Here is a 26,821-nt window from a genome sequence, read left to right as displayed (position 1 = left end):
CCGCTCGGCGCCCTTCGTTCCAACCGGTCTCTATAGTCTATAGTTTTAATTGACTATCCCGCTCGCTCCGGTTAGCTTCGGCGGATCGGAACGAGCGAGAGAGACCGTCGGGTGCTGACCAAGAAAGGAAAATACGGCCTGAAGGCCATGACCCATCTCGCCCAATTTCCCCCCGGGCGGCCGGTCCCGGTTCTGGACATTGCGCTCGCGGAACGAATCCCGAAGAAATTCCTCGACGCCATATTGTGCGAGCTGAGGAATTCCGGCTTTGTGAACTCCCGAATGGGAAAAGGCGGCGGCTATACGCTGGCGCGCGAGGCCCATGAGATCAGCGTCGGCGACATTATCCGCGCCATCGACGGACCTCTGGCGCCGATCGCCTGCGCCAGCAGAACAAGATATCAGGCCTGCGACGATTGCGCCGATGAACAACTATGCGCCGTCAGGCGCTTGATGCAGGAAGCCCAGCGCGCGCTTTCCCTCGTTCTGGATAATTGCACCCTGGCGGAAATGAGAGGAATGTCGGCACGCGTCTCGCAGGAGCTGATATACGACATTTGACCCCGACGCCCAGGAAAACACGCCCCTTGTCCGCCGCCAAGATTCACGGGTCGCTCCAAGCGAAAACCCGCCTTTTCAAAGCTCCCAGCCTCGGAGCCAAGGCGGCCGAAGCCGAAAAATTCCTCAAAGCGATCGCGAACAGCCACCGCCTGATGATTCTGTGCGAACTCCTCGCGGGCGAACGATCGGTCGCCAGCCTGCAGTCGTCGGTCGACCTCAGCCAATCCTCTCTTTCACAGCATCTGGCGAGATTGCGGAAAGACGCTCTGGTGAAGACCAGACGCGAATCGCAGACGATCCATTACTCGCTCGCAGACGACAACGTCGTCGCGATGATGGCCTTGCTGAACGACTTGTTCTGCACGGGAAAGGGCAAGAGCGCGCGCGACGCGAGGCCCATGGCGAGCGGATCGCCCAGGTCCTCGAGCAGAAGCCGGCGAGCCTCGCGCGAATAGAGCGTTTCCAGCCGAAGTGAATGCCGGTTCAGCGTGGGAAACGCGTTAAAACAAAAGCCTATAGCGCGTTCATGTTTCCAGAAACATCAACGCGCTATAGGTCGCGCGAGCGAATCGCAAAAGGGTTTGAGCGGCTTTTCGGCAAGGCTCGGGCGGATTCTCACTCCGCTTTCGGCCAATAGCCCTTGGTGGTCGCCGGCGTTCCGATCTGGGTGGTCTCCACCGGCCCCTCGCCGATGATTTGAACTATGGTCTCTTCATTTCCGCCGGCCCCGTCCCAATGCACGCCCCCGGCCGGGTGGAACATATAGGCGCCCGCCTTGAGCGGCCTCGCCTTGTTGAAATCCAGTTCCGGCCCGGTCCCCGCCCACCATACGCCCTTGATCACCGTCACATGCCGGTCTTTCGTGTGGAAATGCGGGAATGAGTGAACGCCGGGCGGGAATCTGTTCCGGACCACATAGAGCCCCGGCTTTGACGGATCGCCGAAGATCACCACCGATTCGGGCCCGGCGCCGAACGGACTTTTGAAATGAACCTCTTCCGGGTCCAGCTGCTGAAAGTCCGCCTGCTGCGCAGCGAGCGAGACCAGCGTCCCTTTCGAAACCACGGCGAGCGCCAGCGCCGCGCCAAGAATTGCGAGCCCTTTCCTCACATCGTCCTCCCTTCTTCCCGATAGCCCGCCTCTACACGGACAAGACTCCTATCTATCTTATAGATAGCTTTTAGACAAACGACCTAACGCAAGACCATCCCCAGGAACAGGAGGAATTCGCGCCATTTGCGCCTCCTGTCCTGCAGACCCGCTATAAATTAGAATATTTTTCCTATTATGTAACTAGACATTAAACGGCGGCGAGCTTAATCTGACCTAACAAATGGGATTTTACGGGCGCGGCGCGCAGCCGCCATTGATCGATGAGGTCGAAAATATGACTCGGACGACGAAGCTTGCATCCTTAGCGCTGCTTCTGAGCGTCTCGGCGCTGGCGCTCGGCGCTGCGGCCGAGGAGAAGCCGGCCAACGCCCCAGCGGCGCAGGCTGAAGGCCAACCCAGGCCTGCGACTTCCAAGCCCCATTGGGCGTGGCAACCGGTTCAGGCGCAATTCCTGCCGATCGTCGCCAAAAAGGATTGGGTTCGGCAGCCTCTCGACGCCTTCGTGCTGGCCAAGATCGAAGCCAAGGGCCTCGCTCCCTCCGAGGACGCCGATCGCAGCGCCTTCATCCGCCGCGCCACTCTCGACGTCTGGGGCGTCATTCCCTCTCCGGAAGAAGTTTCGGCTTTCGTCAATGATTCCTCGCCCGACGCCTATGAGAAACTCATAGACCGCCTGCTGGCTTCTCCGCACTATGGCGAACGGCAAGCGCGCCTGTGGCTCGATCTCGCGCGCTACGCGGACAGCTCCGGATTCCAGAACGACAACACGCGGCCCAATCTGTTCCGCTTCCGCGATTACGTCATCAAGGCGTTCAACGAGAACAAGCCCTATTCCCGCTTCATTCAGGAACAGATCGCCGGCGACGAAATCGCGCCAGGAGATCAGAATGTGCTGGTCGCGACCGGCTTTCTCGCCGGCTATCCCGACAACGCCAATTCGCGCGATCTGGTTCAGCGAAAATACCAGATCACGACCGACATAGTGGATACGGTTGGCCAGGCCATTCTCGGAACGACCGTCGGTTGCGCGCGCTGCCACAATCACAAGACCGACAAGTTCACGCAGAAGGATTACTATTCGCTGCAGGCCTTCTTCGCCAACACCGCCTTCGAGGAGAAGGCGCCGGCGATAAAGGGCGAGCAGGAACTCGCCTTCGAGAAAGCGCAGGCGATCTACGACGAGGCGACCAAGGATATTCGCTCCAAGCAGAAAGCCATCATCGACAGCGTGCGGGAAGCCGCTCTCAAATACCACAAAGAACGCTATCTGACCGACAGCCGGGAATCGATCTTTAAGCCGAAGGAGCAATGGAACGCCCTCGATCGCTGGGTCAATCATCGTCTCGAAGCGGTGACCGACGACCCAGCCCTCGGCGCATTCCTCCGCTATGCGGCGGAAGACAAAACAGCTCCGGAGCACAACGAAGAAGCTGTCAAGAGGTGGCAGGAATACGAAAGGCTCACTCAGGAACTGCGCAAATTCGTCGCCAAAAGGCCGACCCGCGGCGCCGATACCTTTACGACGGCAACTGAGCTCGGTCACCCGGACGCGCCTTCGACCTTCATCTTCTTCGGCGGCAACCACGAGCGTCCGCTCGACGAGGTGCAGCCGGCTTTCCCTGAAGCGATGACCAGCGAGAAGCCGGACATCAAGCCGCTCGAAGGCTCTTCGGGTCGCCGCACCGCGCTGGCGAATTGGCTGGTGAGCCCCAGCAATCCGTTGACCGCCAGGGTTTTCGTCAATCGCATCTGGAACCAGTATTTCGGCAAGGGAATTGTCGCCACCGTCAGCGATTTCGGCAAGGCGGGAGACAAGCCGACCAATCAGGAGCTGCTCGATTACCTCGCCGACCGTTTCGTGAAGGACGGCTGGGACGTCAAGAAGCTGCATCACGACATCCTGTTGTCGAGCTCCTATCGCCAGTCTTCCAATTTCCGCGAGGAAGTCGCCAAAGCCGATCCCGAAGGAAAGCTTGTCGCGGTCTTTCCGCGCAAGCGGCTGGAAGCCGAAGAAATCCGCGATTCGATACTGGTGGCCTCGGCGAAGCTCAACGACGAAGTCGGCGGCCCGAGCGTCTTCCCGCCCATTCCCGCCAATCTTACCGGCGGCGGCAACTTCAATCAGGACCCCGCCTGGACCACATCGAAGGACCCCAAGGATTACGTGCGCCGCAGCATCTACACCTTCACGCGCCGCAGCCTGCCTTATCCCTTGCTCGAAACCTTCGATATGGCCAATCCGCAGCAAATCCACAGCAAGCGCGACGTGACCACAACCCCGCTGCAGGCTTTGACGCTTTACAACAGCGACATCGTTTTCGGTTGGTCGCAGGCCCTCGCAGGACGCATCGTCAACGAAGTCGGTTGGGACGCCGACGCGCAACTCGATCGGCTCTACCAGATCCTGTTCGGACGCAAGCCCAAGGACCAGGAGAAGCAGTTGCTGGAGGCTTTCGTCGTAAAGCATCAGCAGACTATCGCGCAACGCGCCGAGGACGGAAAACTATCGCTCGCAATCCCGGTGGGTCTCAAGGAAAAGCCGGCCGACCCGCTGCGCGCTTCGGCATTCGTCGATCTCGTCCATACGGTCGTGAACTCCAACGAGTTCGTCTACCGCTTTTAATAACGGCGCTTCCATCATTCGATAAGGATCGAAAACATGCTCATCAAAACGTCGCGAAGAGAATGGTTGCGCGGAGCAGCCTATGGAGTTGGCGGACTTGCGGTAGGAGGGTTCATGCCGGGCGGCGGCTGGCTTGGCGTTCCCGACGCCAACGCAGCGACCTTCGTGGATCCCTTGGCGCCCAAGCAGCCGCATTTCGCGCCCAAGGTCAAATCGGTGATCTGGATTCACCTCGATGGCGCGCCCTCCACGCTCGACCTCTACGACTATAAGCCCGAGCTCGTTCGGCTCGCGGGCCAGGAAGTGCCGGAATCCTTCCTCAAGGGCATCAAGACGAGCACCCAGGGCGGCGTCGGCAAGCTGTTTGCGAGCAATCGCACCTGGAAGCAATATGGCGAAAGCGGCGCCTGGTTTTCCGATTGGCTGCCCAATCTCGCTCAGCATGCGGACAAGCTGACCTTCATCAAGTCGAGCGTCACCGTCGGCGCCACGCATGACATCTCCATCCTCAAGCTCAACACCGGCGACGTGAGCCCGGGCCGGCCGTCGCTCGGCGCCTGGGTCACTTACGCGCTGGGTTCCGCCAATCCCGATCTGCCGCCTTATGTCGTGCTCTACGGCGGTCGGCGCGAGCCCCGGGCTGGCTCGGTCAACTGGAGTTCCGGCTTCCTTCCCGCGGTCTATCAGGGCACTGCCTTCCGTCCGACCGAGCAGCCGATCCTGTATCAGGCGCCGCCCGAGCTGATCGGTCTCAAGCAGCAGCGCGAGAGCCTGGACCTCCTGAGGCAGCTCAACGAAATCGGAGCTGCGCCGCGCCCCGACGACAGCGAGCTCGAAGCGCGCACCAGGTCGTATGATCTCGCATATCGCATGGAGGCGACGGCGCCGGAGGCGGTCGATCTCTCCAAGGAAACGGAAGCGACAAAGGCGCTCTACGGCCTCAACGACGATGCGACCAAAGACATGGGCAATGTATTGCTCCGCGCGCGCCGTCTGGTGGAGCGCAATGTTCGCTTCGTCCATGTCGTCACCGGCCCGATTGCGGGTCTCGGACAAGGCGACGACGCCAATTGGGACGCGCATCGCGCTTTGGAGCAGAACCATGGCGCGCACACCAAAGCGATCGACAAGCCGGTCGCGGGACTGCTCGCCGACCTCGCCCAACGCGGACTGCTCGACGAGACCCTGGTCGTCTGGACCTCGGAGTTCGGCCGCACCTCCTACGGCCAATCCGGCGACGGTCGCGACCATAACCCGTGGGGCTATACGCAGTGGCTTGCCGGCGGCGGCCTGAAGCACGGCTTCTCTTATGGCCAGACCGACGAGATCGGGCTGAAAACCGTCGAAAATCCGGTCGACACCTACGATCTCCACGCAACCGTGCTGCAGCTGCTCGGCCTCGATCACCTGAAGACGATCTACAAGCGCGCCGGACGCGCGGAGCGCCCGACGGTCGTATACGGCAAGGTGGTTCAGGATATCCTCGCCTGATCCATCGCTGATGTCAGGAAAACCAAGGACTATGGCGATGCAGATCGCATTTGCGATTTGCATCGCCACCTCCGGCGCCGCCGCTGTTGAGCAAGGCGGCAGCGAAGTTCTCATCGAGAACTTCGCCTTCCAGCCGGCGACGCTGGAGGCAAAGGTCGGCGAGCGGATCGTGTTCGTCAACCGCGATCAGGTTCCGCATTCCGTCGTCGGCTTTCGCAATGGCGAAGAGGCCTTTCGCTCCGCCGAATACATCGACGCTGACGACGCCTATTCGGTGACGCTCGACCGTCCTGGAGAGATCGTCATCTTCTGCGGCCTGCACGGGCGGATGAGCGCAAAGATAATCGTGAACCAGTGAAGGCTTCGCCTCGCTCGTTCGATAGGAAAGGACGAAAAGAAAGATGTCGGGTCGCGCAAAGGTTTTATTGATCGGCTTCAGCCTGCTTGCGAGCGTCGCCTCGGCGGCTCCGGGCTTCGATTATAAGGACTACGACGACGAGCTGATGCGCGACCTCGAGAAGACGATCAAATATTTCGAGCCCGACATTACGGCGCAGAACGCCGACGCCGCCCGCGAAGACGCCGCAGTGCTGGCGGACGGATTCCGCTACACCGAGGACTATTTCAACAAAAAGGGCGGGGCCCAGGACGCGGTTGAAATCTCCCGCAAGGGCTCGAAACTGATCAGCCAGATCAACGACTATATCGGTAAATCCGACTTCGATCAGGCGGCGGCGGCGGCGCGCGACGCGACGGCGGTCTGCAAATCCTGCCACGACATCTACAAGCCGCGCCTCGCGCGGTGACGTAAACGGAGAAGACGCATGACACGCAAGACCGCCGCAGACTTCCATCCAGAAGTTCTCAAACTTTTCGACCTCTTCGTCCATGGCCTCATCGATCGGCGAAGCTTTCTCGACGGCGCAAAGCGCTTTGCTGTCGGCGGCGTCGGAGCGGCCGCCGTTCTGGAAGCGCTTTCACCCCGCTTCGCAGAAGCCGAACAGGTCAAAAAAGACGATCCGCGCATCAAGGGTAAAACTCTCGAAGCCCCGTCGCCGGACGGTTATGGGACGGTGAAGGGTTATTTCGTCGAGCCGGCGAATCGCTCGGGCAATTTGCCGGTCATATTGGTCATTCACGAAAACCGCGGCCTCAATCCGCACATCGAGGACATCGCTCGCCGCTTGGCGCTGGATAATTTCATCGCTTTCGCGCCCGATGCGCTCGCTCCTCTCGGCGGCTATCCCGGCGACGAAGACAAGGCGCGCGAGCTTTTCCCAAAACTGGATCAGACCAAAACGCGCAACGATTTCGTCGCCGCGCTGAGCCTCCTGAAAAAGTGCCCTATCGGCAATGGCAAGGTCGGCGCGGTCGGCTTCTGCTATGGCGGAGGCGTGGTCAATTTCCTGGCGACCAACTCGACCGAGCTCGACGCGGGCGCGCCGTTCTACGGCGCACAACCGCCGGCGGAGGCGGTCACAAAGATCAAGTCCTCGCTGCTCATCCATTACGCCGGCAATGACGACCGCATCAACGCGGGCTGGCCCGCCTATGAAGCGGCCCTGAAGGCGGCGAAGACCGACTATCAGGCATTCATCTACCCCGGCGTGCAGCACGGCTTCAACAACGACACCACGCCGCGCTACGACGAGGCGGCGGCGAAGCTCGCCTGGAGCAGAACGATCGACTTCTTCAACGCCCATTTGCGCGGCTGAAAAAATCCCCGGCTCAAACACAACGGAACCCTCATGAAAAATCTTGCAAAGCTCGCCGGCGTCGCTGCGGTTTTATTCGCGCAAAGCGCCTATGCGCAGCAGGCCGCCCCCGCCTCGCCGAATGCGCAGCCCGCGCCTGTGGCCGCGACCCCGGCCAACGATCCCGCCTACACATACAAAACTCTTCGGCTCAATCGCGCCGCTTTCGACGCGCTTCTCGGCAAGCCCGAACAGCTTCTCGTGCTCGATGTCCGGCGTCCCGACGAACTGACCAAAGTGGGCGGCTTTCCCGCCTATCTCAGCATCCAGACCGCGGACATCCAGAGAAGCCTTTCCTTCATACCGCATGATCGTCTGATCGTGACGGTGTCGAACCGCGCGCATCGGGCCGGCGCGGTGGGCGACCTCCTCGCCGGCTACGGCTATCACGTCGTCGGCGCGATCGGCGTTCTCGATTATCAGGATGAGGGCGGCGTGCTGACGAAGATCGCTCCTCCGCCTCCGAAAGCCGCGCAGGCGCCGGGTTCCCAGACCGCGGCTCAGTGACCTGGCCCTCCCTTGGAGCGTGTCCGGCTTAAACCGAGTCGAACGCGCTCCAGACGTCATCGACGGAGCATGTTTCTAAAGCCCGACTCGAACTTTTTTGAAACATGCTCCAGCAGAAAGCCATAGCGATGAAAGCAACCTCAAGAAACGCGACCGCGGCGCTGATGCTGAGCATCGGCATGTCGTCTTTCAGCCCTTGCGCTCAGGCGGCGTTGAAGCCTGGCGACCCTGCGCCCGACTTTACTCTGGCCGCGGCGATCGGGGGAAAGGAAACCAGCTTTTCCCTCAGCGAACATCTCAGGCAAGGGCCGGTGGTGCTGTATTTCTATCCGAAATCCTTCACCCGCGGCTGCACCGTCGAGGCTCACGAATTCGCAGATCATCGCGATGATTTCGCCGCTGCGGGCGCGAGCCTCCTCGGCGTGTCGAGCGACACCATCGATATCCAGCGCGAATTTTCTTCCAAGGAATGCCGCGACAAATTTCCGGTCGGCGCCGATCCCGGCTTGACCACGATCAAGGCGTACGACGCGCAAAGGCAAAAGCCGGGAACTTCCGGCGAAGCGCTGGCGGACCGGATTTCCTATGTGATCGTCGACGGAAAGGTCGCCTTTTCGCTCACCGACTCCAATCCCGTGAAACATGTGGAGTCGACGCTCGAGTTCGTGCGCAAGTGGCGCGACGAGCATCGGGGCCACTGACGGCTCCGAGAGGCAAATCAATTGAAGAGGAGAAGTTCCAAGATGAGAATAGTCGGGCTGCGCAGGAGCGCGATCTTGTGTGGGGCCATCGCGCTTGCAGCGAGCGCGTTCATCGCTTCGGCGGATGCGCAAAACGCCGCTCCGCCGACGCCGGCCGGAGCCAGCGGGCCGTCGCCCACGAAGCAGGCGGTCGAAAATCGCAGGGCGGCCTATACGCTGATAGGCAATTCGTTCCGTTATTTCGGCGCCGTCGCAAAGGGCGCGGCTCCCTATGACGAAGCCGAAGCGACCAAGCGCGCGGCGCGAATCGCGCTGCTAGCCGCAATTCCCGCCGAAAACTTTCCCGAGGGCTCCAATGTCGGCGAACCCGACAGCAAAGCCAAAGCGGACATCTGGAGCAATCGGAGCGATTTCGAAAAGAAGCTGCGGGACTTCCAGGCTCACGCCGCAGAACTCGTAGAAGTCAACGCCAAAGAGAAAGGCGCCACCGAGGCTTTGAAAGCCGCAGTGGCGGCGCTCGGTCAGGACTGCAAGGGCTGTCACGACAGCTACAAGGCGAAATAGCAAGGAAACCGCGGCGCATCGCAACGGCCGTCGCCGCGGTCTACCCTGGTTTTCAGCCGATCGGCTCGGAACGGACGTGTCTGGAACACAAGAGCCCTCATCCTGAGCTGCCTGCGCAGCGGGCATTTCGAAGGATGGGATTAGCCTCATCGAGCATCAATGCGAGGCCTTTTGCATTCCGCAAAAAGCGCGCCTCAGGATGAAGGTGACGCGATGGCCTCGAGGCAGAATATCAAGCGATCGTAACACTCGCTTTATCGCGGAGCACGGATATGACCGTTATCGACAATGAGGCGAATGTTGCGTCCACTGGCGCTGGAGTCGCCGCGGAGGGCCGCCTGGTTTGGGATTGGCCGGTGCGGTTGTTCCACTGGGGACTCGCCGCGTCGATTCTGGGCGCGTTCGTCACCAATAGATTGGGAGTGAAGTTTTTCACCTATCATGCGCTTTTCGGCTACGCCGCGATCGTGCTCGTAATCTTCCGCGTGGCCTGGGGCCTGTTCGGCACGCGGCATGCGCGCTTCGTCAATTTCATCCGCGGACCGAAAAGCGTGCTGCGCTATCTCGCCGCTGCGGGAAGAGGCAGAAAGACTAGATATGCGGGGCACAATCCGGCCGGAGCGCTCATGGTCGTCACGCTGCTCGCCGCAGTCGGAGCTCAAGCGAGCTTCGGCCTCTTCGCCAATGACGAGATTTTCAATACCGGACCGCTTGCGGGCCTTGTTTCCAAGGACGTCAGCCTGCTGCTCACCTCGCTGCACCGCAAGCTGTTCTATTGGATCGCAGCCGCCATCGCCGTGCATATAGGCGCTGCATTCTATTATCTGGCCATCAAGAAGGAGAACCTGATCGCCGCTATGGTGACGGGTCGTAAATCAGCCCGCCTCGTTGCGCCGCAAGAAGCGATCAGAAGCTCGCGAGGCCTACGCGCCATCGGAATTTTCCTCGCCGTATCGGCGCTTTTCGCTCTGCTTCTTCAGTTCGCCCCGACGCCTGATTTGGACGTCGCCAATCTGTAAGGCGTCGTGCCTTCTTCAGTTATGATTAACGGGTGAAATTTCTTCGCTCGCAACCTTTTCGGCGCGCTCTGGCCGTCATGGCTCGAGCGCGCTTTTTGCGTCATTCTTCCGATCATATATATAGATTTATTGAAGCAGCCCGCGGCTTCGCGACATCTGTCCCACCAGGAAAAAGCCCTTCCGACCCAGCCTAAATCGGCACGGAATCCGGCGCTGTGCACAAAGAGCACACCTGCGGATTTTTGAACTGGATTCCCATAACGGCGCTTGACGCCCGCATTAATATCTACTTAGTTGGTAGAAATACTAATAAACAGGAGTTAAGGTATGCTTCGGTCTACGGCAGCGCTGCGAGCCCGGCTTTTGACGGGCGCAAGGCTGGCGCCTTTCGCTCTGGTTGGAAGCGTTGCGCTAGGCGCCCCTTTCGAGGAGGCTTTCGCCCAATCTGCGCCCGCTCAGAACAATCCGCCCGCCGCTACACAACAGAGCACAGGCGCTTCCGCTCCCGCGAGCGCCGAGGTCGAAGAAGTCAAAGTCACTTCGAGATTGCGCGAGGAGAAGGCTCAGGACGTCCCCCTCCCCGTGAGCGTCGTCGGCGCCAAGACCGCGGAACGCGAGCAAATCGAGCGCATGCAGGAGTTCGGACAGAAGGTTCCGAATTTTGTGCCCTCGATCACCAATCCGCGCACCACGGCGATGTCGATCCGGGGCATTTCCGGCATATCCGGCGGTGCGGACGGCTCGGAATCCGCCGTCGGCCTCATCGTCGATAATGTGTTCTATACCCACGTCGGCTTCCAGTGGGCGGACTTCGTCGATCTGCAATCTTTCGAGGTCGCGCGCGGCCCGCAGGGCACATTGCTCGGCAAGAACACCACCGTCGGCGCCGTGGTCATTCATACGCAGCTGCCGTCCTTCACGCCGGCCGCGACTTTCGAAACTTCTTTCGCCAGCCGCAGCCGAATCATCGAGAAGCTCAACGCCACGGGTCCGATCCTCGACGACAAGCTCGCCTATCGCGTGACATTCTATCTCGACAAGAGCGACGGCGTGCTGAATGACGCCGTGACGGGCGCGGGCCTGCTCAACAACAATCGTTGGGGCGCGCGTGGACAGCTGCTGTATACGGGCGACAACTTTACCGATCGCCTGATCTTCGATCGCCTGCGCTCGGACGAATACAACAACTACAGCGGCGTGATCGGCGACTCTTTTCCGGTCTATGCCAATGGAAGGCTAAACACCACTTACGCCCAGAATCTCTGGAACAGATTGCGCTGGCCCTATTTCGTCAACAGCCCCTATTCTCCGGCATTGACTCGGCTCGGCAATCTCGACCAGCGCACCACCGGCGTCTCCAACGAGGCCAATGTCCAGATCGGCGACAACACGCTGACCTCGGTCTCGGCGTGGCGTGAGTTCATCCTGCACCCCAACAACTCTCTGGGCAACGACCTCACCCAGATCAGCAGCAACGCCTTCGACGTCCAGGTCGATCAGTATTCGCAGGAGGTGCGGTTCGCTTCGCCCAAAGATCAGAAGATCGACTGGCAGACCGGCATATATTCTCTCTACGAGAACATCACCTCCTACGACCATACCGACTACGGCTATCAGGGCGCTCAGTGGTATCTGAACAACTTCAAGGCCAACCCGCTGCTTCTCGACGGGACGCAGCAGCACAGCGACGGCAAGGCCCGCACTTTCAGCCTAGCGGAGTTCGGCCAGGCGACCTATCACTATGACGATCAGTGGGCGCTCACGGGAGGTCTGCGCGACACTTTCGAGATCAGAGAGGGCTCCGATTTCGGCTGGGTGAGCGGCGCGTTGCTGCCGGGTTCCTACGCCGCTACGCAAGCGGCCTATGGCGCCACCTTCTTTGATACCGGCGGCCAGAAAGTCACGCATAACTCGCTTTCCGGCCTGATCAATCCGTCCTACAAATACAACGAGAATATCCTGGTTTACGGATCGGCCGCGCGCGGCGAGAAATCCGGCGCGATCAACACCAACGACCTGCCGCTGTTCGACACCAAGGGAAACTTCAAGGGCTTCCAGCCGCTCATCACCAAGCCGGAAACCTCCTGGGATTACGAGTTCGGCGTCAAGACCAACTGGCTCGACAACAAGCTCATACTCAACGGCAATTTCTACTGGAACGACATCTACGACTTCCAATCCATTCTGGTCAACACGTCCATCGTGGACGTGACGGGCGTTCCTCTCCGCAAGACCTATCTCGGCAATATCGGTCATGTGCGGCTGAAAGGATTCGAGTTCGACGGTCGCTGGAGCCCGATCGAACGGCTGTGGATCACCTTCTCCGGCGCTCTCACCGACGCCCGCTACGTCAACTTCAAGAATGCGGCCCCCCCGCCCGATTGGACCTGGCCAACTTCCGCCAATGTAAACGGCGTCTCTTCGCCGCTTTCCGTTGATCTCTCGGGCCAGAGAATCACTGCCGGCCTCTCGGGAAACAACCCCGTCGCTCCCTATTCTCTCAACGTCGGGGCCAATTACGAGCAGCCGCTCGGCAGAGCCTTCGGCAATCTAGGCGCCTGGGCTGACGTTCCGGTGACGGCCTTCACCTATGGCAATATGGCCTGGCGCTATAAGACTCAGCTTTCCGAACCTCTTTCGATCTATCCGGTATTCCAGCCATCCTATGCGATCTTCAACTTCGGGCTGGGCCTAAAAACCGACGACGAGAAATACAGCGTCACAGTCTGGGCCAAGAATCTGTTCGACACCCGATATGTCACCAATCAGACGATCGGGCAGGTCAGCGGCAACACCGCCGCGCAGACAGTCACCTTCGGCGACAGCGCGTTCCGGTGGATCGGCGCGACTCTGCGTGTGAAACTCTACTGAGCGGGCCAGGCTTCCGTTCCCACCCTGCTTGCGGGTCCGAGTCACCACTCGGGCCCGCAGCGCTGTTCCAGACACAAAAAATATTGCACCCGCTTCATAATCACATTGCGTCTATAGGATTTATGATGTTATCGTGGCTGCACTTCGTTTCATAGGAAAGGCGCATCCGCAATGTCCTTAGCCGCCGCCTCCGATTTCCAGGCGCCATACAGCGAGCACGAAGACGATGCATCCCCCTCGGGGGCGCAGTCGCTCTTAAAGAACGGCGAACACCGCCCGAATTACGTGGCGAGGATCGGCGCCGCCGCGGCCTATCTCGCCGTCCTCGGAGCGGTGGTGACGATCGGGTTCAAGACGAACGAAACACCGATCGAGGAGCAGCAGGTCGTCGAACTGGCGCCTATGCCGGTCGAGGAGCCGCCGCAGGAGGACATCGTTCCTCCGCCCGAGGAAATGACGCTTCCCGAGCCTCCGCCGCCCCCGGCGCTCGATCCGATTGCGCCGATCGAGGAGCCTAAGCCGGTTGAAAAGCCCAAGCCGCAGAAACCGCCGGAAAAGCACGTGGAGCGGCCCCAGCCCCAGGCGCAGCAACACAGCGCGACAGCCAAGCCTCACGCGGCTGCGGCCAGCGCCGTTCCGGCGGTCAGGGCTCCGGCGGCCCCGCCCGGCGCAACGCCTTCGGCGATAGCCAATCATTTCCACGCCTGCATGCAACGCGCTGCGGCCAACGCCTATCCCGAATCCCAGGCGCCGCGCACGGCCCACATCTCCTACCACGCCACTTTCAGCGCCTCGGGCTCCCTCACCTCCTACGCCATCTCGCCTTCGGGCAATGGGGCCTTCGACGCCGTGGCCAACCGGCTCGGCTCGAGATGCGGCTCCGTGCCGGCTCCCGGAAAAGCGGTGTCGCTGTCCGGATCCCTCACTTTCAGCCCTTGATGGGCGCCACAACAGAAAGGCTAAAATCTCATGAGTGACGCAGCCAACACCGCCTCGGCGGCCCTCGCCCACACGCTGACGCCCGTCGAGCTGTTTCTACAGGCCGACGCCATAGTCAGAACGGTCATCATTCTCCTGATCCTGGCCTCGGCCTGGGGCTGGGCGGTGATCGCCGAGAAGCTGGTTCGTCTCGCCGTGCTTCATCGCCGGGCCGCGAAGCTGGTCGACAGCGTGCAACACAGCCTTCCCGTCTCAACTGTTGCGGAAAGCTTCGCCGAGGCCCCCGCGAGCGATCCGCTGGCGCAGGTCTACAAGGCCATGGTCGAGGAATATGACCGCTCGCGCGAGTTCGTTCAGTCGGAGGGGCAGCGGGATTCCCTTCAGGAGCGCGTGCATCGGGTGGCGCAGCTCGCGAGCTCCAGCGCGCTCGATCATCTGCAATCGCGTCTTCCCGGCCTCGCCACCATCGGCGCCGTCGCTCCCTTCGTCGGTCTTTTCGGCACCGTCTGGGGCATCATGAATTCCTTCCAGGGCATCGCCGCCTCCAACAACACCAGCCTCGCCGTCGTGGCGCCGGGCATTGCGGAAGCCCTGTTCGCGACCGCCCTCGGCCTCGTCGCGGCCATTCCCGCGGTGATTTTCTACAATCGCATCAGCACCGACATCAGCGCCTATGGCAAGCGCCTCACCGCCTTCACCGGCGTGTTTGAAGTCGAACTGTCGCGCCAGCTTGCAAAGAGAGGAGATCGCAATGGCCTTCGCGCTGCGTAAACACGATTCCGAATTCGACGCTCAGCCCATCGCCGACATCAACGTGACCCCGCTCGTCGATGTGATGCTGGTGCTCCTGATCGTCTTCATGGTGGCGGCGCCGCTGATGACCGCCGGAGTTCCCGTCGATCTGCCCAAAACCCAGGCCAAGCAGCTCAACGACCAGCAACCGCCCATCGTCGTGAGCATCGACGCCGCCGGAGGCTATTTCGTCGACAAGCGCGAGGCCGGCAACACGGATGGCCTGCTCGCGGTGCTCAAGGAAAACAGCGACAACAACAAGGACAGGCGCGTGCATGTCCGCGCCGACAAGGCGGTTCCCTACGGAAGGGTCGCCGAGGCGATGGGCGTGATCAACGCGGCCGGATACGTCAAGGTGGCGCTGGTTTCCGAGTCCGCCGGTGGGAAATCGGCCTCCTCCCCGGGCCGGTAAGCGAAGGGGACCGGGCTTTAGAGATCGGGCGCGCAGGCGAATTCTCTCCCCACTCGCCGCTCGCTCCTTCCCGGCCCGGTCCCTGAAAGAGGCGCGTCTTGCGCCGGAACGGCGCCGTCGCGCGATTCGTTCGCGCATGGTCTTTTCCTTTCCGGCCCCTGCAGGAGGCGAGCGGAGCAGAGAAAAAGAACCTTCCGGGACGAGCCCGGCGGCAAAAAATGTCCTCAAAAACATATATTTGTAAAAGAATATGCCTCTGCATGGGAGGCGCCCGGCAGCCTATCGCCCTGATAAACCCACCTTTCCCATATGACTTGTCCCCGGTTAGCATTTAGAATGGCGGCGCGTCTTGCCGGCGTCACAAAGCGCGCTGGCGTGGGGAGCCTCCAAAATTATGCTTTCGAACAAAGCCAAATACGGGTTGAAAGCGCTGATGCATCTGGCCGGGGCCGAGGGCCAGTGTCTGGCCGGCGACATCGCCAAGGACAACAACATTCCGAGGAAATTTCTCGACGCCATTTTGGTCGAGCTGCGCAATGCGGGCATTTTGAACAGCCGCAAGGGTAAGGGCGGCGGCTATCTTCTGGCGAGGCCGCCCGAAAAAATCACCGTGGGCCAGATCATCCGCATTCTCGACGGCCCCTTGGCCCCGATCCCCTGCGCCAGCAAGACCGCCTACCAGCGATGCGCCGATTGCCCGGACGAGGACGCCTGCGCCATCCGCGACATCATGCTCGACGTGCGGGATTCCATCGCGCTGATATTGGACCGCACCAGCATCGCCTCCCTGCGCAACCGGGGCCACAGGGAGAATGTGCTGCTGCGGTGATGCGCCCCCACCAGGGCCGATCTCAGTGGGCGAGCGGGTCGGGCCGAAGCTGGAAATTGACGACCAGCGGGCCTGAGTAGCTTTCGGGCGTTTTGCCCGGTGCGCCCGGCGTCGCCGCGCCGACGGCTTCGATATGGAAGGGTGTCCGGTTTCCCGAAACCGCCCATAGCCCCCTTCCCTTCCAGCCCGCCATGGAATCGTCGATGCGTCCGTCTATGCCTTTGGCATAAAATCCCATCGGGTAAGGCACGCGCAGCTCCACGATCTGGCCTTTCACCAGAGCATGCAGGGAATCCGATTGATTGCCGGTCGCGAAAGGAACGTCCGCGCCCAGCCCCAGAATATTATGTTGATCGACCCATGCGTAATAGGGCGTCTCCGCAGAGCCCGGCGCGCCGGCGAAACCCGGTCCAGGCAGAGGATAGAAGCTCCAGCCCTCGGGGCATTTTTCGCCCTTGTCGGCGTCCCGGCCGTTCAGCGGCCCTTTGCATTTGCGCCGGTCGAAACTGGCGAGATGCCCGCTGCCGAGCGCGGCCCAGAACACGCCTTTGCTGTCCACATCGGCGCCGCGAATGCCATAGCCCGGCGCGGGGATTTTATAGACCTCGGTCAGCGCGGTCTCGGCCGGATTGGCGCCGAGCGCGATGCGAACCGCATAGCCGGGAAACGTGAGATTGGAACCCCACACCGAGCCATCGGCGGGGCTCCATGAAACGCTGTAAAGTCCAAAAGGAACATGCGTGTCCTTGGCGGGGTCCGCCGGCTTGCCGGGCTCGTTATATTCCGCGCTGCGTTTGCCGTCGCCATTGGTGTCCACGATCAGCGGCGTCCAGCCCTGCGCCCTCGCGGCGTCGCCGGTCTTCCAAAATGTCTTGGCGTAAACCCAGCCGAGAATCGGCGAAGAAGGGTCGCTCAGGAACAGCGTGTCGATGGCGTCCGCCGCGAAAGCCAGATGATGCGAGCCGAAACAAGTGTCGATGAAGGACCATTTTCCGGTCTTGGGATCATAGACCGACACCTGCCGGGCGTTGGCTGCAAAACCCTCGGGCTTGGCGGCGAGCGGAAAAAGCTGCGCCGAGCGGAGCGTCGAGTCCTTGGAGCAATAGGAGGGCGTGTTTTTCGGCGAGCGCGTCTGCGCGGCGAAATAGATCCTGCCTTCCGCGTCCATCGTCGGCGTATGGGCGTTGAACCGGCTGTTCCAGAGCACGCTGTCGCCGAAATAGGGAGACGGCGCAATCACCGGATTGGCGAGAAGCGAGCTCGGCGCATCCGCATCGCGCAATTGCGCGGGGATGAGCGCCCTGGTGTTCTTGACCGGATCGAGCGCGGGCACGTCGTCGCTGCCGAGTTCGGTCGCCCCGACAATCCGGCCGTTGGGGTTGACCGTGGGGCTGCGCCTATCGGTCAGCGCAATGTCATGGAGATAATGTCTGGCGTCGGCGATGTCGCGCACGGTGACGACGAGATTGCGCTCGACGCCCACAGGGCGCGGAGGCGATTCATGCGGAAGCTCGCCCGCGGCGATGCGATCAGTCCAATCGGCAAAAAGCGCCAGTTGCCCGCCATCGGCGCTGTCCAGACGGGAGATGGCGTTGATCATCGCCGTGCCGCCCTGCCCGGATTGCAGGCGGCGACGCCACGCCTCTACCGAAGAGCTGAAATGGCCCAGCGCCGGGGAAACAGTGCGCGTCGCCAGATTGCCGAGCTGATGGCAGACGCCGCAGCCGTTGTTCTTGACCCCGTCGAGCCATTGTTCCTGCGATTTGAAACTCTCGGGCACGCCATTGCCGGAAAGGCCTGTGCCTGGAAATTTCTCGCGCCCCGGAACCTTGAGCAGAGAGAGCCAATAGATCGGGGGGTAGTATTGCGACGCCGCGGCGAGATTTGGGGCGATGGCGGCGGCAAGCTTCACTTCCTGCCCCGGCGCCGCATCGATCTTCGGCGAGTCGACGAGCCCATAGCCGCGGACCCATAGCCGGTATTTCGCCTTGGGAAGGTCGGGGATCAGGAACCGCCCTTCCCCGTCGGTCACGACGATCTTGGCGTATCGCGTTCCAAGATCCGTGGTCTCGGCTATGACCCAGACGCCCGCCTCCGCTCCCGCGGGACTGGCGACGACGCCGGCGATATCGTCCGCGTCGATTTCGAGCGCGCCCGGCGCGGAGCCCGCTGGTTGCGAAACCGCCTCGGCGGGGGCGCCGAGAGAAGCAAGAAGCGCGACCGCGGAGGCCGCCAAAGCCGGTTTTCTTAGGCTCATCGCAATATGTTTCCCGGGGTTTTCGGATTTATCTCAACTGGCGAATTGGTCTGATCCGCAAAAGGTTCCTCGCCCCGCCCAAGGCCAGAGAGAAGAAGCCTTGCGCCCAGAGGCCAAGTTCAGATCAATTTATCGTCTAATACTATCTATTTTATAGACTGATTGCAACGGCGCTTTTGGCGGGCGCCGGCGCGGCGAGTTCATCGAACTACTGCTCACGCTCGCTCAACCGGCCCATTGGCGCTCACGAGCCCGGCCGCCATCGCCAGCCAAACCAGATGCGCGTCGGTCCTTGCGCCGATCTTCGATTTGATCTGGTAGTGATAGTTCTGCACCGTTTTCGAGCTCAAATTGAGAAGATCGGCGATCTCCTCCGTCGTGCGGCCCGAGGCCACCAGCCTCAAAATCTCGGTTTCGCGAGGGCTCAATTCGTCGGTCGGCAATCGCCCCGAGGCGAGGCGTTCCGCGGCGACCGCATGGGCGATGTCGTCGCTCAGCGCCCGCCCGCCGCGCGCGACGATCGCCACGGCGCGGATCAGCTCGCTCGCGTCGCTGCTCTTGGTGATATAGCCCATGGCCCCCGCCTCGAAGGCTTTCAAAGCGAAAGCGGTATTGGCGTGCATGGTGAAGACCAGGATCCTCGCGTGCTTGTCCCACTGCTTGATATGCCGGACCGCCTCGAGCCCCCCGGCGCCGGGAAGCGAGAGATCCATGATGACGACATCGGGCTGGGCCTTTTTATAGGCTTGATAGGCCGTCATCGCATCGTCGGCCTCCGCGACGATCTCGTAACCCGGCTGGCTTTCGAGCAAGCGGCGGTATCCCTCCCGAACGACGGGGTGATCGTCGACGAGCAGGATCGAAAGCTTGCTCATGCTGCGATGCGAGTCGTTTGGACGCCGGCTTGCGTCAGCGGAATGCGGGCCGAAACCCGCACGCCCCGCGCGGAAGGCGCGATCCACATGCTGCCGCCGAAGGCCGCCACGCGTTCCCGGACGCCGAGAATGCCGTGTCCCGGCGCATTGGCGAGCCGGGACGGATCGCCGCCGCCGTCGTCTTCCACCATCAGAGCGATGAAATCGCCGTCGGCCGCAAGGCGTTCGACTCGCAGACGAACGTCGCTCGGTCTCCCGTGCCGCATGGCGTTGGTCAGACATTCCTGGGCGATGCGGTAGACATTGGTCGAAACAGTTTGGGGCACGCCGTCGAGATCGCCCAGGAGATCGAGGTGGACCGTGGCGGAGGGAGTCGTCTCGGCGTTCCATCCCGAAACGAGTTGGATGAGGCTCGCTTCCAACCCGACCTCGTCCAGATCCTGCGACCGCAGCCGCGCCAGCGCCTCGCGCAATGTCGTCATCATGCGCTTCGCAGTGCGGATGACGGCCTCGGCGTCTTTTACGAGATCGGGCCGGTCGCTCGCCCTCGCTTTGATGGAGGAGGCGAAGGCGACCGTCGCGGTCAGGCATTGGCCGAATTCATCGTGCAGGTCGCGCGCCAGCGCGCGCCGCTCCTCCTCCTGGACCTCGAAGAGCCGCTTGGTGAGCGAGACGCGCTCGCCGCTGGCCTGCGCCAGCCTTGCCGCGAGATCATTCACGGCGCCGGCGATCAGTCCGAATTCGCCCTTCGAACGGATGTGAACCCGGTGGCGGTAGTCGCCGTCGGCCAGCCGTCGCAGCCCGGCGACGACCTGTTCCGTGGGCGCCAGCGCATGGGCGATCATCGCCGCGGCGAGGATGCAAATGCCGAACGCCATCGACACGGCGAAGGTCAGGATGATTGAGACCTGCCGCCATGCCTGCCGCACCGCAGCTGCGGGTTCCGCGGTCGCGACCACGACCGCGCCGGGCTCCTTCGCCGAGACCGGCGTCGATACCGAAGATTGCGGGCCGAAGAAGCTGTCATAGGCTTTTGCGAACCAGGCGGGAGCCGGGGTTCCGACGCCCTCGGTCTGGCTGCACAAAGTCTGAACCCCACGCTCCTCCCCGGGGCTGAAGGTCACGCAAACGCCGGGAGAGACCAGCTTGAGCGTCTCGAGCGTCTCCCAATCGGGCGACGGCAGGAGCAGACGGTCGCCGCGCAGGCTTTCGCGCCAGAGAATTTCGCGCCAGAACAGATTGGCCAGCCCATGAGCGACGCGCTCGCTCGATGCCGCAGTCTCCTCCCCGATCGAGCGATGGACATTGCTCATCACCGCGCCGGCGGTGATGAGAAGGCACAGCAGAACGACGCCAAAGAGCTGGAAGATGAGGCGAACGATCAATTGCATGCGCAGGCTCCGGGAAGGCGAAGACCGCGATTTTAGAGCGCCGCCTCAGCCGGCTCAAGGAATAACAGGGTCGATCGCCCCGCGGATGGGCAAATTGCCCAAAGGCGGGCGGGCCAATTGCCAGGGCGTCAAACCGCGCCCCATGAAATTGAATCGCCTCATCAATCCAGAGGATGGGGACAAATACAATGAAGATCCTGTTGATCGGTTCTGCCGCCTGCATTTTCGCGCTGATCACGACGGCATGGCTGATGACATTCGCAAAATGGTTCAAGATCGACGCCGTGGATCGTTTCGTCATCGATTACAAGACCATGATCCGCGCCCATGTCGACTATGCGCTGATGGCCTTGTTCGGCGTGGGGTTTTACGGCTCCGGCGTTGAGTTGCCGGTGATCGCCTGCTGGTGCGTCGCGGTCGGAGGCTTCTCCAATCCCACCGTCTTCACCATCGCCGCGTTCGACACCAATTTCTGGGACAAGCCGCTGTGGCGGGTCTACACTGCCTTGAGCTTCGTCGTTTCCTCGGTCGGCTTCGTCTGGATCGCCTATGCCCTGGCGATGCACGCGATTGGTTGACGCCAAACGCCAGGAGCGGCCGGGTTCGGATTGCCGGCGTAATCGCGAGATAGCCGTTCGTGCTTCGAGACGCCTGCTTCGCAGGCTCCTCAGCACGAAGGACCTCTTTTTGCGGCGCCTTGGGCCTCATCTTGAGAAGCGAGCGTTGCTCGCGTCTCGAAAGACGAGGCCGCATCAGGAGTTTGTAAACAAACTGAGCCGGGCGCATCGCCGCCCGGCTTCCCCACCGATGACGGCTCCATTTACAGCCCTTCGTCGGCAAGCGCCTTCTTTGCCGCCGGATCGGCCTGCAAGCGCTCCAGCAATGTCTTGCAGTTCGGATGGCGGTCGAGCTTTTCAGGCAACATCGCCTGAGCCCAGCGAAACATCGGCACGACATAGGCGTCCAGGAAACTGAGGCGCTCGCCGAACATGTTATCCTTTCCCGCAAGATGCGCCTCGATGAGATCGAGCTTTTTAGCGGCCAGCAATTGCGCCGCAGATTTCACCGCCTCCTGCGCGGCTTTGTCCTGCGATGTCGTGTAACGCTGCGGCGAGAACAGCGGAAAAAAAGCCGGGTGCAAATCGCCGGTAATGAAATGCGACCAGCGATCGAGTTCGGCCTCTTCCCGCGGCGAGCCGTCGCCGCCCAGTTTGGCCTCGGGAAAGCGGCGCGCCAGGTATTGGAGAACGGCTCCTGCCTGGGTCAGGATCCACCCCTCGCCGGTGTCGAGCGCCGGCACCGCTCCGGCCGGGTTGATGGCGTTATAGGCCGGATCACCCAGTTTCACGCGGGTCAGTTCATAGGGCGCGCCGATCCATTCGAGAAGAAGATGAGGCGCCAGGGAACAGGCGCCGGGATAATAATAGAGCTTGAGCATGGCCTCTCTCCAAATGCGTGGGATACGAGGCGCCATATATGGCGCAGGCCCGATGCGAAACCGCCGCGCGCGACCGCATCGCCGCCGCGTGGCTGACGCCCCACTCGCAGGCGGGCGTTCCAAAGCCGCGCGAGCGCTCTAATTGGCTCACCAGGCAGAAGCCTTGCTCTGAAAAAATAACGGAAACCGCCATGCCGGCTCTCAAGGCGCTTTCGGATATTTATGTGCCGCCCGCCAAGCCGGACAAAAGCTATGAGATTGCGCTCTTCGACAGGCCGTTTGCGTTCACGGGCCTCAAACGCCTCCTCGGCGCCGCCGATTTCGACAAGGCGGGCGACCGCTTGGCGGGCCTTGCCGCGAAAAGCGAAATCGAACGCGAGGCGGCGCGCGCAATTCTTTCCGCTCTGACGCTCCAGGAGATCTACGACGCGCCGCTCACAAACGACGACGGCCGCGTCGACGATATCATGCAGGTCAGCTACGACATCGATCTGGAGGTCTTCGGGCGCAACGCCAGAATGACCGTCGGCGCGGCCAAGGATTTCATTCTCGGCGGCGCCGAGGAGGAGATCGCACGGTTCGGGCGCGGCCTCACCGCCGTCATGGTCGCGGGGATCGCCAAGATCATGGATGTGCACGAGCTGGTTTACGCGAGCCGGAAGATCGCGACGTCGACGACCGCCCGAACCACGATCGGCCTGCCGGGCCGGCTGTCTTCGCGCCTGCAGCCCAACCATGCGACCGATGACCTCGCCGCGATAAGCCTGCTCGTCTATGCCGGATTGAGCCTCGGCGCCGGAGATGCTTTGATCGGGATAAACCCGGCGCTCGATACGATCGAGAACACCAGCGCCCTGCTCCGTCACATCGACCGGCTGCGACGCGAAGCCGGCGCCCCCACGCAAATCTGCGTTCTCTCCCACATCCGCACCCAACTCGCCTGTCTCGAGAATAACGCGCCTGTCGAAATCATGTTTCAGAGCCTCGCCGGCACGCAGCGCACGCTCACCGAGGAATTCGACTGCGACATAGAACTTCTGGATCGCTGCTATCGCGCCATGGCGGAAAGCGGCGCGCTGAAAGGCGTCGCCAGGCAGTTCATGTATTTCGAAACCGGCCAGGGCAGCGAATTGAGCTATGGCAAGCACGACGGGATCGACATGACGACCGCAGAGGCGCTCTGCTATACGCTGGCGCGGCGTTACGACCCCTTCATGGTCAACAATGTCACCGGCTTCATTGGCCCCGAGACCCATCGCAGCAATATGGAGATGATCCTGTCGAACCTGCAGGACCATTTTATGGGCAAGCTGCTCGGGCTGCCGATGGGCATGGCCCCGTGCTACACGCTGCACTCCGAAATCACGCCGGAAGGCCAGCAGATCGCGACGGAACTCCTGACCGCGGCAGGCGCCAATTATTTCATGGACGTCTATCTTAGCGTCGATCGGATGCTCGCCTATTTCGATACCTCGTCGCACGACGATCAGACCTTGCGCGAGATTTTCGCGCGCGAGCCGGCGCCCGAATTCACCTCATGGGCGATCGAGCGCGGCATATTCGACCGGGACGACAAGGGGCGGCTCCGAAGGGGTCCGAACTGGGGCAATCCAGGCATTTTCTGCGAATTGGAGCAACTGCGAAAAAAGCTGCCGGCCGCCTACGGGTGGGACAACGCCGGCCCCAGGCCTTCCAATGCCGTATCGAGAAAAACCCGCGCCAATATCGCCGTGGCGCGGGAAGCGATCTATGCGGAACTGTCGGCGGAAAAGCTCGGGCCAATGCCGATGCGGCCGGTTCGGACCCGGGCCGAAACGAAATCCCAGCATCTGGGCGATCCGAAACTCGGGGCCTTTCTCGACATCGACTCCTTGCACACGCTGACGCCTGACGGCTGCGACGTGCAAATCGTGGTTTCGGACGGTTTGAGCGCCGAGGCGGTTCATCACAACATCCCGGCGCTGTTGCCCGCTTTGATCGACTCGCTGTCGCGTCTCGGCGCCAGCGTGGGAACGCCGCTGCTCGCGCCCAATGGGCGCGTCAAGCTCGCCGAGGCCATCGGCGAAGCCTTAAAGCCGAGGATCGTCGTCATGCTGATCGGCGAGCGGCCGGGCGGCGACGCCGCATCGTCGAGGAGCCTGTCCGCCTATCTGGCCTGTCGGCTGTCGGGCGGGGAGCGCGGCGCCAATGCGAGCCGCTACGAATATACGGTTCTCTCCAACATCTATGAGCTGGGGACGCCGCCGGTTCGCGCAGCGGGCCTTATCGCCGAGCGCGTCGAACAAATGCTGCATCATCGCGCCGGGGGAAACCGGCTGGAGGAGTTATTGCAAAAGGCCAAAGCCCAGTAATACGGGAGCCGGAATGAAGCGGCTTCGCGCCGTCATTGCGAGGAGCGTAGCGACGCGGCAATCCAGAGGGATTGCGTCGGCTCTGGATCGCTTCGCTACGCTCGCGATGACATTCCCCGGAAAAAACTCAGCTCCCCAGCTGCCACACCCCCAAGGCTATGGTCAGAAGCGTCAAAGGCGCGCCGACCTTGAAATAGGTCCAGAAGCTCAAAACTATCCCTTCCGCCTGAGCCCGTTGTGCGACGATCAGATTGGCGACCGAGCCTACCAGCGTGAAATTGCCCGCCAGCGTGGACGCCATCGCGACGACGAGCCAGGCGCGTTGCGGATCGGCGGCATGGGCGAGAAACGGCTTCAGCACCAGAACCGCCGGCACATTGCTGACGAGGTTGGAAAGACCGGCGGTGACGGCCGAAAGCAGCGGAACGCTGTCGATGTCGAAGCGGCCGAGCGTCGCGACCGCCTGCGGCGTCAGCGCCGCCTTCTCCAATCCGGCGACGACGATGAACAGCCCCGCGAACATGAGCAGCAGAGGCCAGTCGATCTCGCGATAGACCTTTTCAGCCTTCACGCTCCGCGTAAAGAGAAGCGCCGCGCCGCCGACGATCGCGACCTTGGCGACAGGCTGACCGGCGAAGAACAGCGCCATCATGACGAATGTCACCAGAACCGATTTTATCGCCAGCGCACGATGGTTGCGTACCGGGCGGACCGGCGGCCGCAGCAGGGTTTCGCGGGTCAGGAACTCGCGCGGATAAGCGAGGGCGATCACGACCGCGGTCACGATGAGGCCGATCGCCGCCACCGGCCACAGCGCCGCGGCGAAGGCGCCATAAGAGATGTTTGAAAAACTCCCGATGATCATGTTCTGGGGATTGCCGGTTATGGTCGCGACGCTGCCGATATTGGAGGCCATCGCAATCGCGAGCAGATAAGGCGTCGCATTGCGTTTGAGCCTGCGGACGAGATCGAGCGTCAGCGGCGTCATCACGAGGCAGATCGTGTCGTTGACGAGAAAGGCCGAAAAGCAGCCGGAAATCGCGATGATGGCGAGCAGCAGCATGAGCGGGCGCCGCGCGCGCGCGACGAAGAAATTGCTGGCGAGCCGGAAGAAGCCGGAAAGGCGCAAGTTGGCGACGACGATCATCATGCCGAGCAGCAGCGTCAGCGCGTCGAGATCGATGGCGCGATAGGCCTCATCGAGCGAAAGGACATTGAACGCCACCATCAGGCTGGCGCCGAGCAGCGCCGCCCCGGCGCGATCGAGATGAAAACCGGGAAGCTTGCCGATGGCGACGACGACATAGGTCGCGACGAAAACCGCTACTGCGGCCGGCGCGGCCCCGTTGTCGCGCGAGAGGATTCTTTCGAAGATTTGAAATTGCGGACTGCGCAGGGCCTCGGCGGCCCACAGAGCCAGCTTGCCGATCAGCGTCAGCGCGCCCGTCGCTGCAATTGCGCAGAAGGCGACGATCGCGGCCGCGCCCAGCGCAGAGACGAGGCCGCCCCTGTCGTCATGGGTCTTTTCGCCGAAAGGAGATTCAACGCCCGGAGACGCCATTTTTTCAATCGTCTCCGCTATGCTCGCCGGCCGAATAAAAGATCGAGATGGGCCTCGAACAGATCGCCGATGTCGAGCGGTTGCGAGCGGTCAAGAAGACCATTGTGGATGATCCCATACCAGATCGGCGCAATCAGCAGCTCCGGATGCTCCACGACGGTATCGGATTTGAGTTCGCCTTCTTCCCGCGCTTTGCGCACCAGCTCTTTTAGCTGATTCAGCAAAGGATCGAACATTTCCCGCCGATAGATTTCCACCAGAACCGGAAATCGCACGCCTTCCGTCAGCACCAGTCGCGCGATGGCGCCCCGGCCCTGCGTCTCCACCACCCGCATCGCCGGCAGCATGGTTCGTCTCAAAAAGGCTCCTACATACTCGCCTGGGGCTCGGTTTGCGGAGTTCACGTCGACGAGCGCCCCGGCGATTTCCTGCCTCACCACGCCCTCGAACAAGGCCTCCTTGGTGGGGAAGTAACGATAGGGAGTGCCCTTGGCGACGCCGGCGCGCCTCGCCACCGCATCCATGGTGGCGTTGGCGAAACCTCTCTCCAGGAACTCGGCGAGCGCGGCGGAGATGATCGCCCGCCTGGTCTGGGCGGTCTTTTCCGGGCTCGGCGCTCTCGTTCTTTGTCGCCGAGGCGCGGTTTCGCCGGTTTCGCCGGCCGTTTCCCCTGCCGTTTTCATAATTGCGCTTTCTCCCTTGACATAAAATGACTACGTGGTCATTTTTAAAAAATCAACAGGCGGAGGACACGGTCCGCCGCAGCCTCCCC

General features: G+C 61.8%; 25 protein-coding genes. 18 read left to right on the top strand and 7 right to left on the bottom strand.

The window, feature by feature from the left end; genetic code table 11:
* Nucleotides 1–111: 111 nt before the first annotated feature.
* On the top strand, nucleotides 112–561 hold the full coding sequence (locus H2LOC_RS01085) for an RrF2 family transcriptional regulator (protein WP_154331533.1): 450 nt from the start codon (nucleotides 112–114) through the stop codon (nucleotides 559–561).
* Nucleotides 562–587: 26 nt separating this feature from the next.
* Nucleotides 588–1,016 (top strand): ArsR/SmtB family transcription factor, encoded by a 429-nt coding sequence (locus H2LOC_RS01080; RefSeq protein ID WP_425487313.1) that lies wholly within the window; start codon nucleotides 588–590, stop codon nucleotides 1,014–1,016.
* Between the two features lie 160 nt (nucleotides 1,017–1,176).
* Here H2LOC_RS01080 and H2LOC_RS01075 read toward each other — a convergent pair whose 3' ends face one another.
* Entirely contained in the window at nucleotides 1,177–1,671 is a 495-nt protein-coding gene (locus tag H2LOC_RS01075; RefSeq protein ID WP_202620509.1) for a cupin domain-containing protein, read from the bottom strand.
* 277 nt (nucleotides 1,672–1,948) lie between these two features.
* Here H2LOC_RS01075 and H2LOC_RS01070 point away from each other — a divergent pair, with 277 nt between their 5' ends.
* The 14 genes from H2LOC_RS01070 to H2LOC_RS01005 all read left to right on the top strand — a co-directional run bounded on the left by H2LOC_RS01070 (nucleotide 1,949) and on the right by H2LOC_RS01005 (nucleotide 16,176).
* Nucleotides 1,949–4,297 (top strand): DUF1549 and DUF1553 domain-containing protein, encoded by a 2,349-nt coding sequence (locus H2LOC_RS01070; protein WP_136494706.1) that lies wholly within the window; start codon nucleotides 1,949–1,951, stop codon nucleotides 4,295–4,297.
* Nucleotides 4,298–4,333: 36 nt separating this feature from the next.
* On the top strand, nucleotides 4,334–5,788 hold the full coding sequence (locus tag H2LOC_RS01065; protein WP_136494705.1) for a DUF1501 domain-containing protein: 1,455 nt from the start codon (nucleotides 4,334–4,336) through the stop codon (nucleotides 5,786–5,788).
* Nucleotides 5,789–5,825: 37 nt separating this feature from the next.
* Entirely contained in the window at nucleotides 5,826–6,146 is a 321-nt protein-coding gene (locus tag H2LOC_RS01060; RefSeq protein ID WP_162009674.1) for a cupredoxin domain-containing protein, read from the top strand.
* 43 nt (nucleotides 6,147–6,189) lie between these two features.
* Nucleotides 6,190–6,594 (top strand): hypothetical protein, encoded by a 405-nt coding sequence (locus H2LOC_RS01055; RefSeq protein WP_136494703.1) that lies wholly within the window; start codon nucleotides 6,190–6,192, stop codon nucleotides 6,592–6,594.
* An 18-nt stretch (nucleotides 6,595–6,612) separates the two neighbouring features.
* Nucleotides 6,613–7,503 (top strand): dienelactone hydrolase family protein, encoded by an 891-nt coding sequence (locus H2LOC_RS01050; RefSeq protein WP_136494702.1) that lies wholly within the window; start codon nucleotides 6,613–6,615, stop codon nucleotides 7,501–7,503.
* Nucleotides 7,504–7,536: 33 nt separating this feature from the next.
* Nucleotides 7,537–8,049, top strand: a complete 513-nt coding sequence (locus H2LOC_RS01045) for a rhodanese-like domain-containing protein (protein ID WP_136494701.1) — start codon at nucleotides 7,537–7,539, stop codon at nucleotides 8,047–8,049.
* Nucleotides 8,050–8,177: 128 nt separating this feature from the next.
* Nucleotides 8,178–8,750 (top strand): peroxiredoxin, encoded by a 573-nt coding sequence (locus tag H2LOC_RS01040; RefSeq protein WP_246206929.1) that lies wholly within the window; start codon nucleotides 8,178–8,180, stop codon nucleotides 8,748–8,750.
* A 42-nt stretch (nucleotides 8,751–8,792) separates the two neighbouring features.
* Nucleotides 8,793–9,314, top strand: a complete 522-nt coding sequence (locus H2LOC_RS01035) for a c-type cytochrome (RefSeq protein WP_136494700.1) — start codon at nucleotides 8,793–8,795, stop codon at nucleotides 9,312–9,314.
* A gap of 272 nt (nucleotides 9,315–9,586) precedes the next feature.
* Entirely contained in the window at nucleotides 9,587–10,333 is a 747-nt protein-coding gene (locus H2LOC_RS01030) for a cytochrome b/b6 domain-containing protein (protein ID WP_136494699.1), read from the top strand.
* Between the two features lie 327 nt (nucleotides 10,334–10,660).
* On the top strand, nucleotides 10,661–13,204 hold the full coding sequence (locus tag H2LOC_RS01025) for a TonB-dependent receptor (RefSeq protein WP_136494698.1): 2,544 nt from the start codon (nucleotides 10,661–10,663) through the stop codon (nucleotides 13,202–13,204).
* A 171-nt stretch (nucleotides 13,205–13,375) separates the two neighbouring features.
* The gene (locus H2LOC_RS01020) at nucleotides 13,376–14,143 is read left to right on the top strand and encodes a hypothetical protein (RefSeq protein WP_136494697.1); all 768 of its coding nucleotides are present in this window, start codon (nucleotides 13,376–13,378) and stop codon (nucleotides 14,141–14,143) included.
* Nucleotides 14,144–14,173: 30 nt separating this feature from the next.
* A complete protein-coding gene (locus tag H2LOC_RS01015) occupies nucleotides 14,174–14,914 on the top strand; it encodes a MotA/TolQ/ExbB proton channel family protein (RefSeq protein WP_136494696.1) in 741 nt (246 codons plus the stop codon).
* On the top strand, nucleotides 14,895–15,347 hold the full coding sequence (tolR, locus tag H2LOC_RS01010) for a protein TolR (RefSeq protein WP_136494695.1): 453 nt from the start codon (nucleotides 14,895–14,897) through the stop codon (nucleotides 15,345–15,347). The genes H2LOC_RS01015 and tolR overlap by 20 nt, the downstream gene beginning before the upstream one ends.
* Nucleotides 15,348–15,741: 394 nt before the next feature.
* Entirely contained in the window at nucleotides 15,742–16,176 is a 435-nt protein-coding gene (locus H2LOC_RS01005) for an RrF2 family transcriptional regulator (protein WP_136494694.1), read from the top strand.
* Between the two features lie 22 nt (nucleotides 16,177–16,198).
* Here the strand turns inward: H2LOC_RS01005 and H2LOC_RS01000 are convergent, their stop codons facing one another.
* The 3 genes from H2LOC_RS01000 to H2LOC_RS00990 all read right to left on the bottom strand — a co-directional run bounded on the left by H2LOC_RS01000 (nucleotide 16,199) and on the right by H2LOC_RS00990 (nucleotide 20,699).
* Entirely contained in the window at nucleotides 16,199–18,433 is a 2,235-nt protein-coding gene (locus H2LOC_RS01000; RefSeq protein ID WP_136494693.1) for a carboxypeptidase-like regulatory domain-containing protein, read from the bottom strand.
* A 215-nt stretch (nucleotides 18,434–18,648) separates the two neighbouring features.
* Entirely contained in the window at nucleotides 18,649–19,308 is a 660-nt protein-coding gene (locus H2LOC_RS00995; protein ID WP_136494692.1) for a response regulator, read from the bottom strand.
* The gene (locus H2LOC_RS00990; protein WP_136494691.1) at nucleotides 19,305–20,699 is read right to left on the bottom strand and encodes a HAMP domain-containing sensor histidine kinase; all 1,395 of its coding nucleotides are present in this window, start codon (nucleotides 20,697–20,699) and stop codon (nucleotides 19,305–19,307) included. The genes H2LOC_RS00995 and H2LOC_RS00990 overlap by 4 nt, the downstream gene beginning before the upstream one ends.
* Before the next feature lie 188 nt (nucleotides 20,700–20,887).
* On the opposite strand from H2LOC_RS00990, the gene H2LOC_RS00985 reads away from it, so the two are divergent.
* The gene (locus H2LOC_RS00985) at nucleotides 20,888–21,277 is read left to right on the top strand and encodes a hypothetical protein (RefSeq protein WP_136494690.1); all 390 of its coding nucleotides are present in this window, start codon (nucleotides 20,888–20,890) and stop codon (nucleotides 21,275–21,277) included.
* A gap of 242 nt (nucleotides 21,278–21,519) precedes the next feature.
* Here the strand turns inward: H2LOC_RS00985 and H2LOC_RS00980 are convergent, their stop codons facing one another.
* Entirely contained in the window at nucleotides 21,520–22,137 is a 618-nt protein-coding gene (locus tag H2LOC_RS00980) for a glutathione S-transferase family protein (protein ID WP_136494689.1), read from the bottom strand.
* A gap of 38 nt (nucleotides 22,138–22,175) precedes the next feature.
* On the opposite strand from H2LOC_RS00980, the gene eutB reads away from it, so the two are divergent.
* Nucleotides 22,176–24,488, top strand: coding sequence for an ethanolamine ammonia-lyase subunit EutB (eutB, locus tag H2LOC_RS00975; RefSeq protein WP_246206928.1), 2,313 nt, complete (start codon nucleotides 22,176–22,178; stop codon nucleotides 24,486–24,488).
* A gap of 127 nt (nucleotides 24,489–24,615) precedes the next feature.
* Here eutB and H2LOC_RS00970 read toward each other — a convergent pair whose 3' ends face one another.
* Nucleotides 24,616–26,049, bottom strand: coding sequence for an anion transporter (locus H2LOC_RS00970; protein ID WP_136494688.1), 1,434 nt, complete (start codon nucleotides 26,047–26,049; stop codon nucleotides 24,616–24,618).
* 17 nt (nucleotides 26,050–26,066) lie between these two features.
* Complete coding sequence (locus H2LOC_RS00965; RefSeq protein ID WP_136494687.1) at nucleotides 26,067–26,732, bottom strand: TetR/AcrR family transcriptional regulator; 666 nt, start codon at nucleotides 26,730–26,732, stop codon at nucleotides 26,067–26,069.
* Nucleotides 26,733–26,821 lie beyond the last annotated feature (89 nt).

Origin of the sequence: Methylocystis heyeri (assembly GCF_004802635.2) — a bacterium.
GTDB lineage: Bacteria > Pseudomonadota > Alphaproteobacteria > Rhizobiales > Beijerinckiaceae > Methylocystis > Methylocystis heyeri.
Note: the sequence above shows the minus strand (reverse complement) of the source record. Positions and strands in the feature narration are given on the sequence as shown.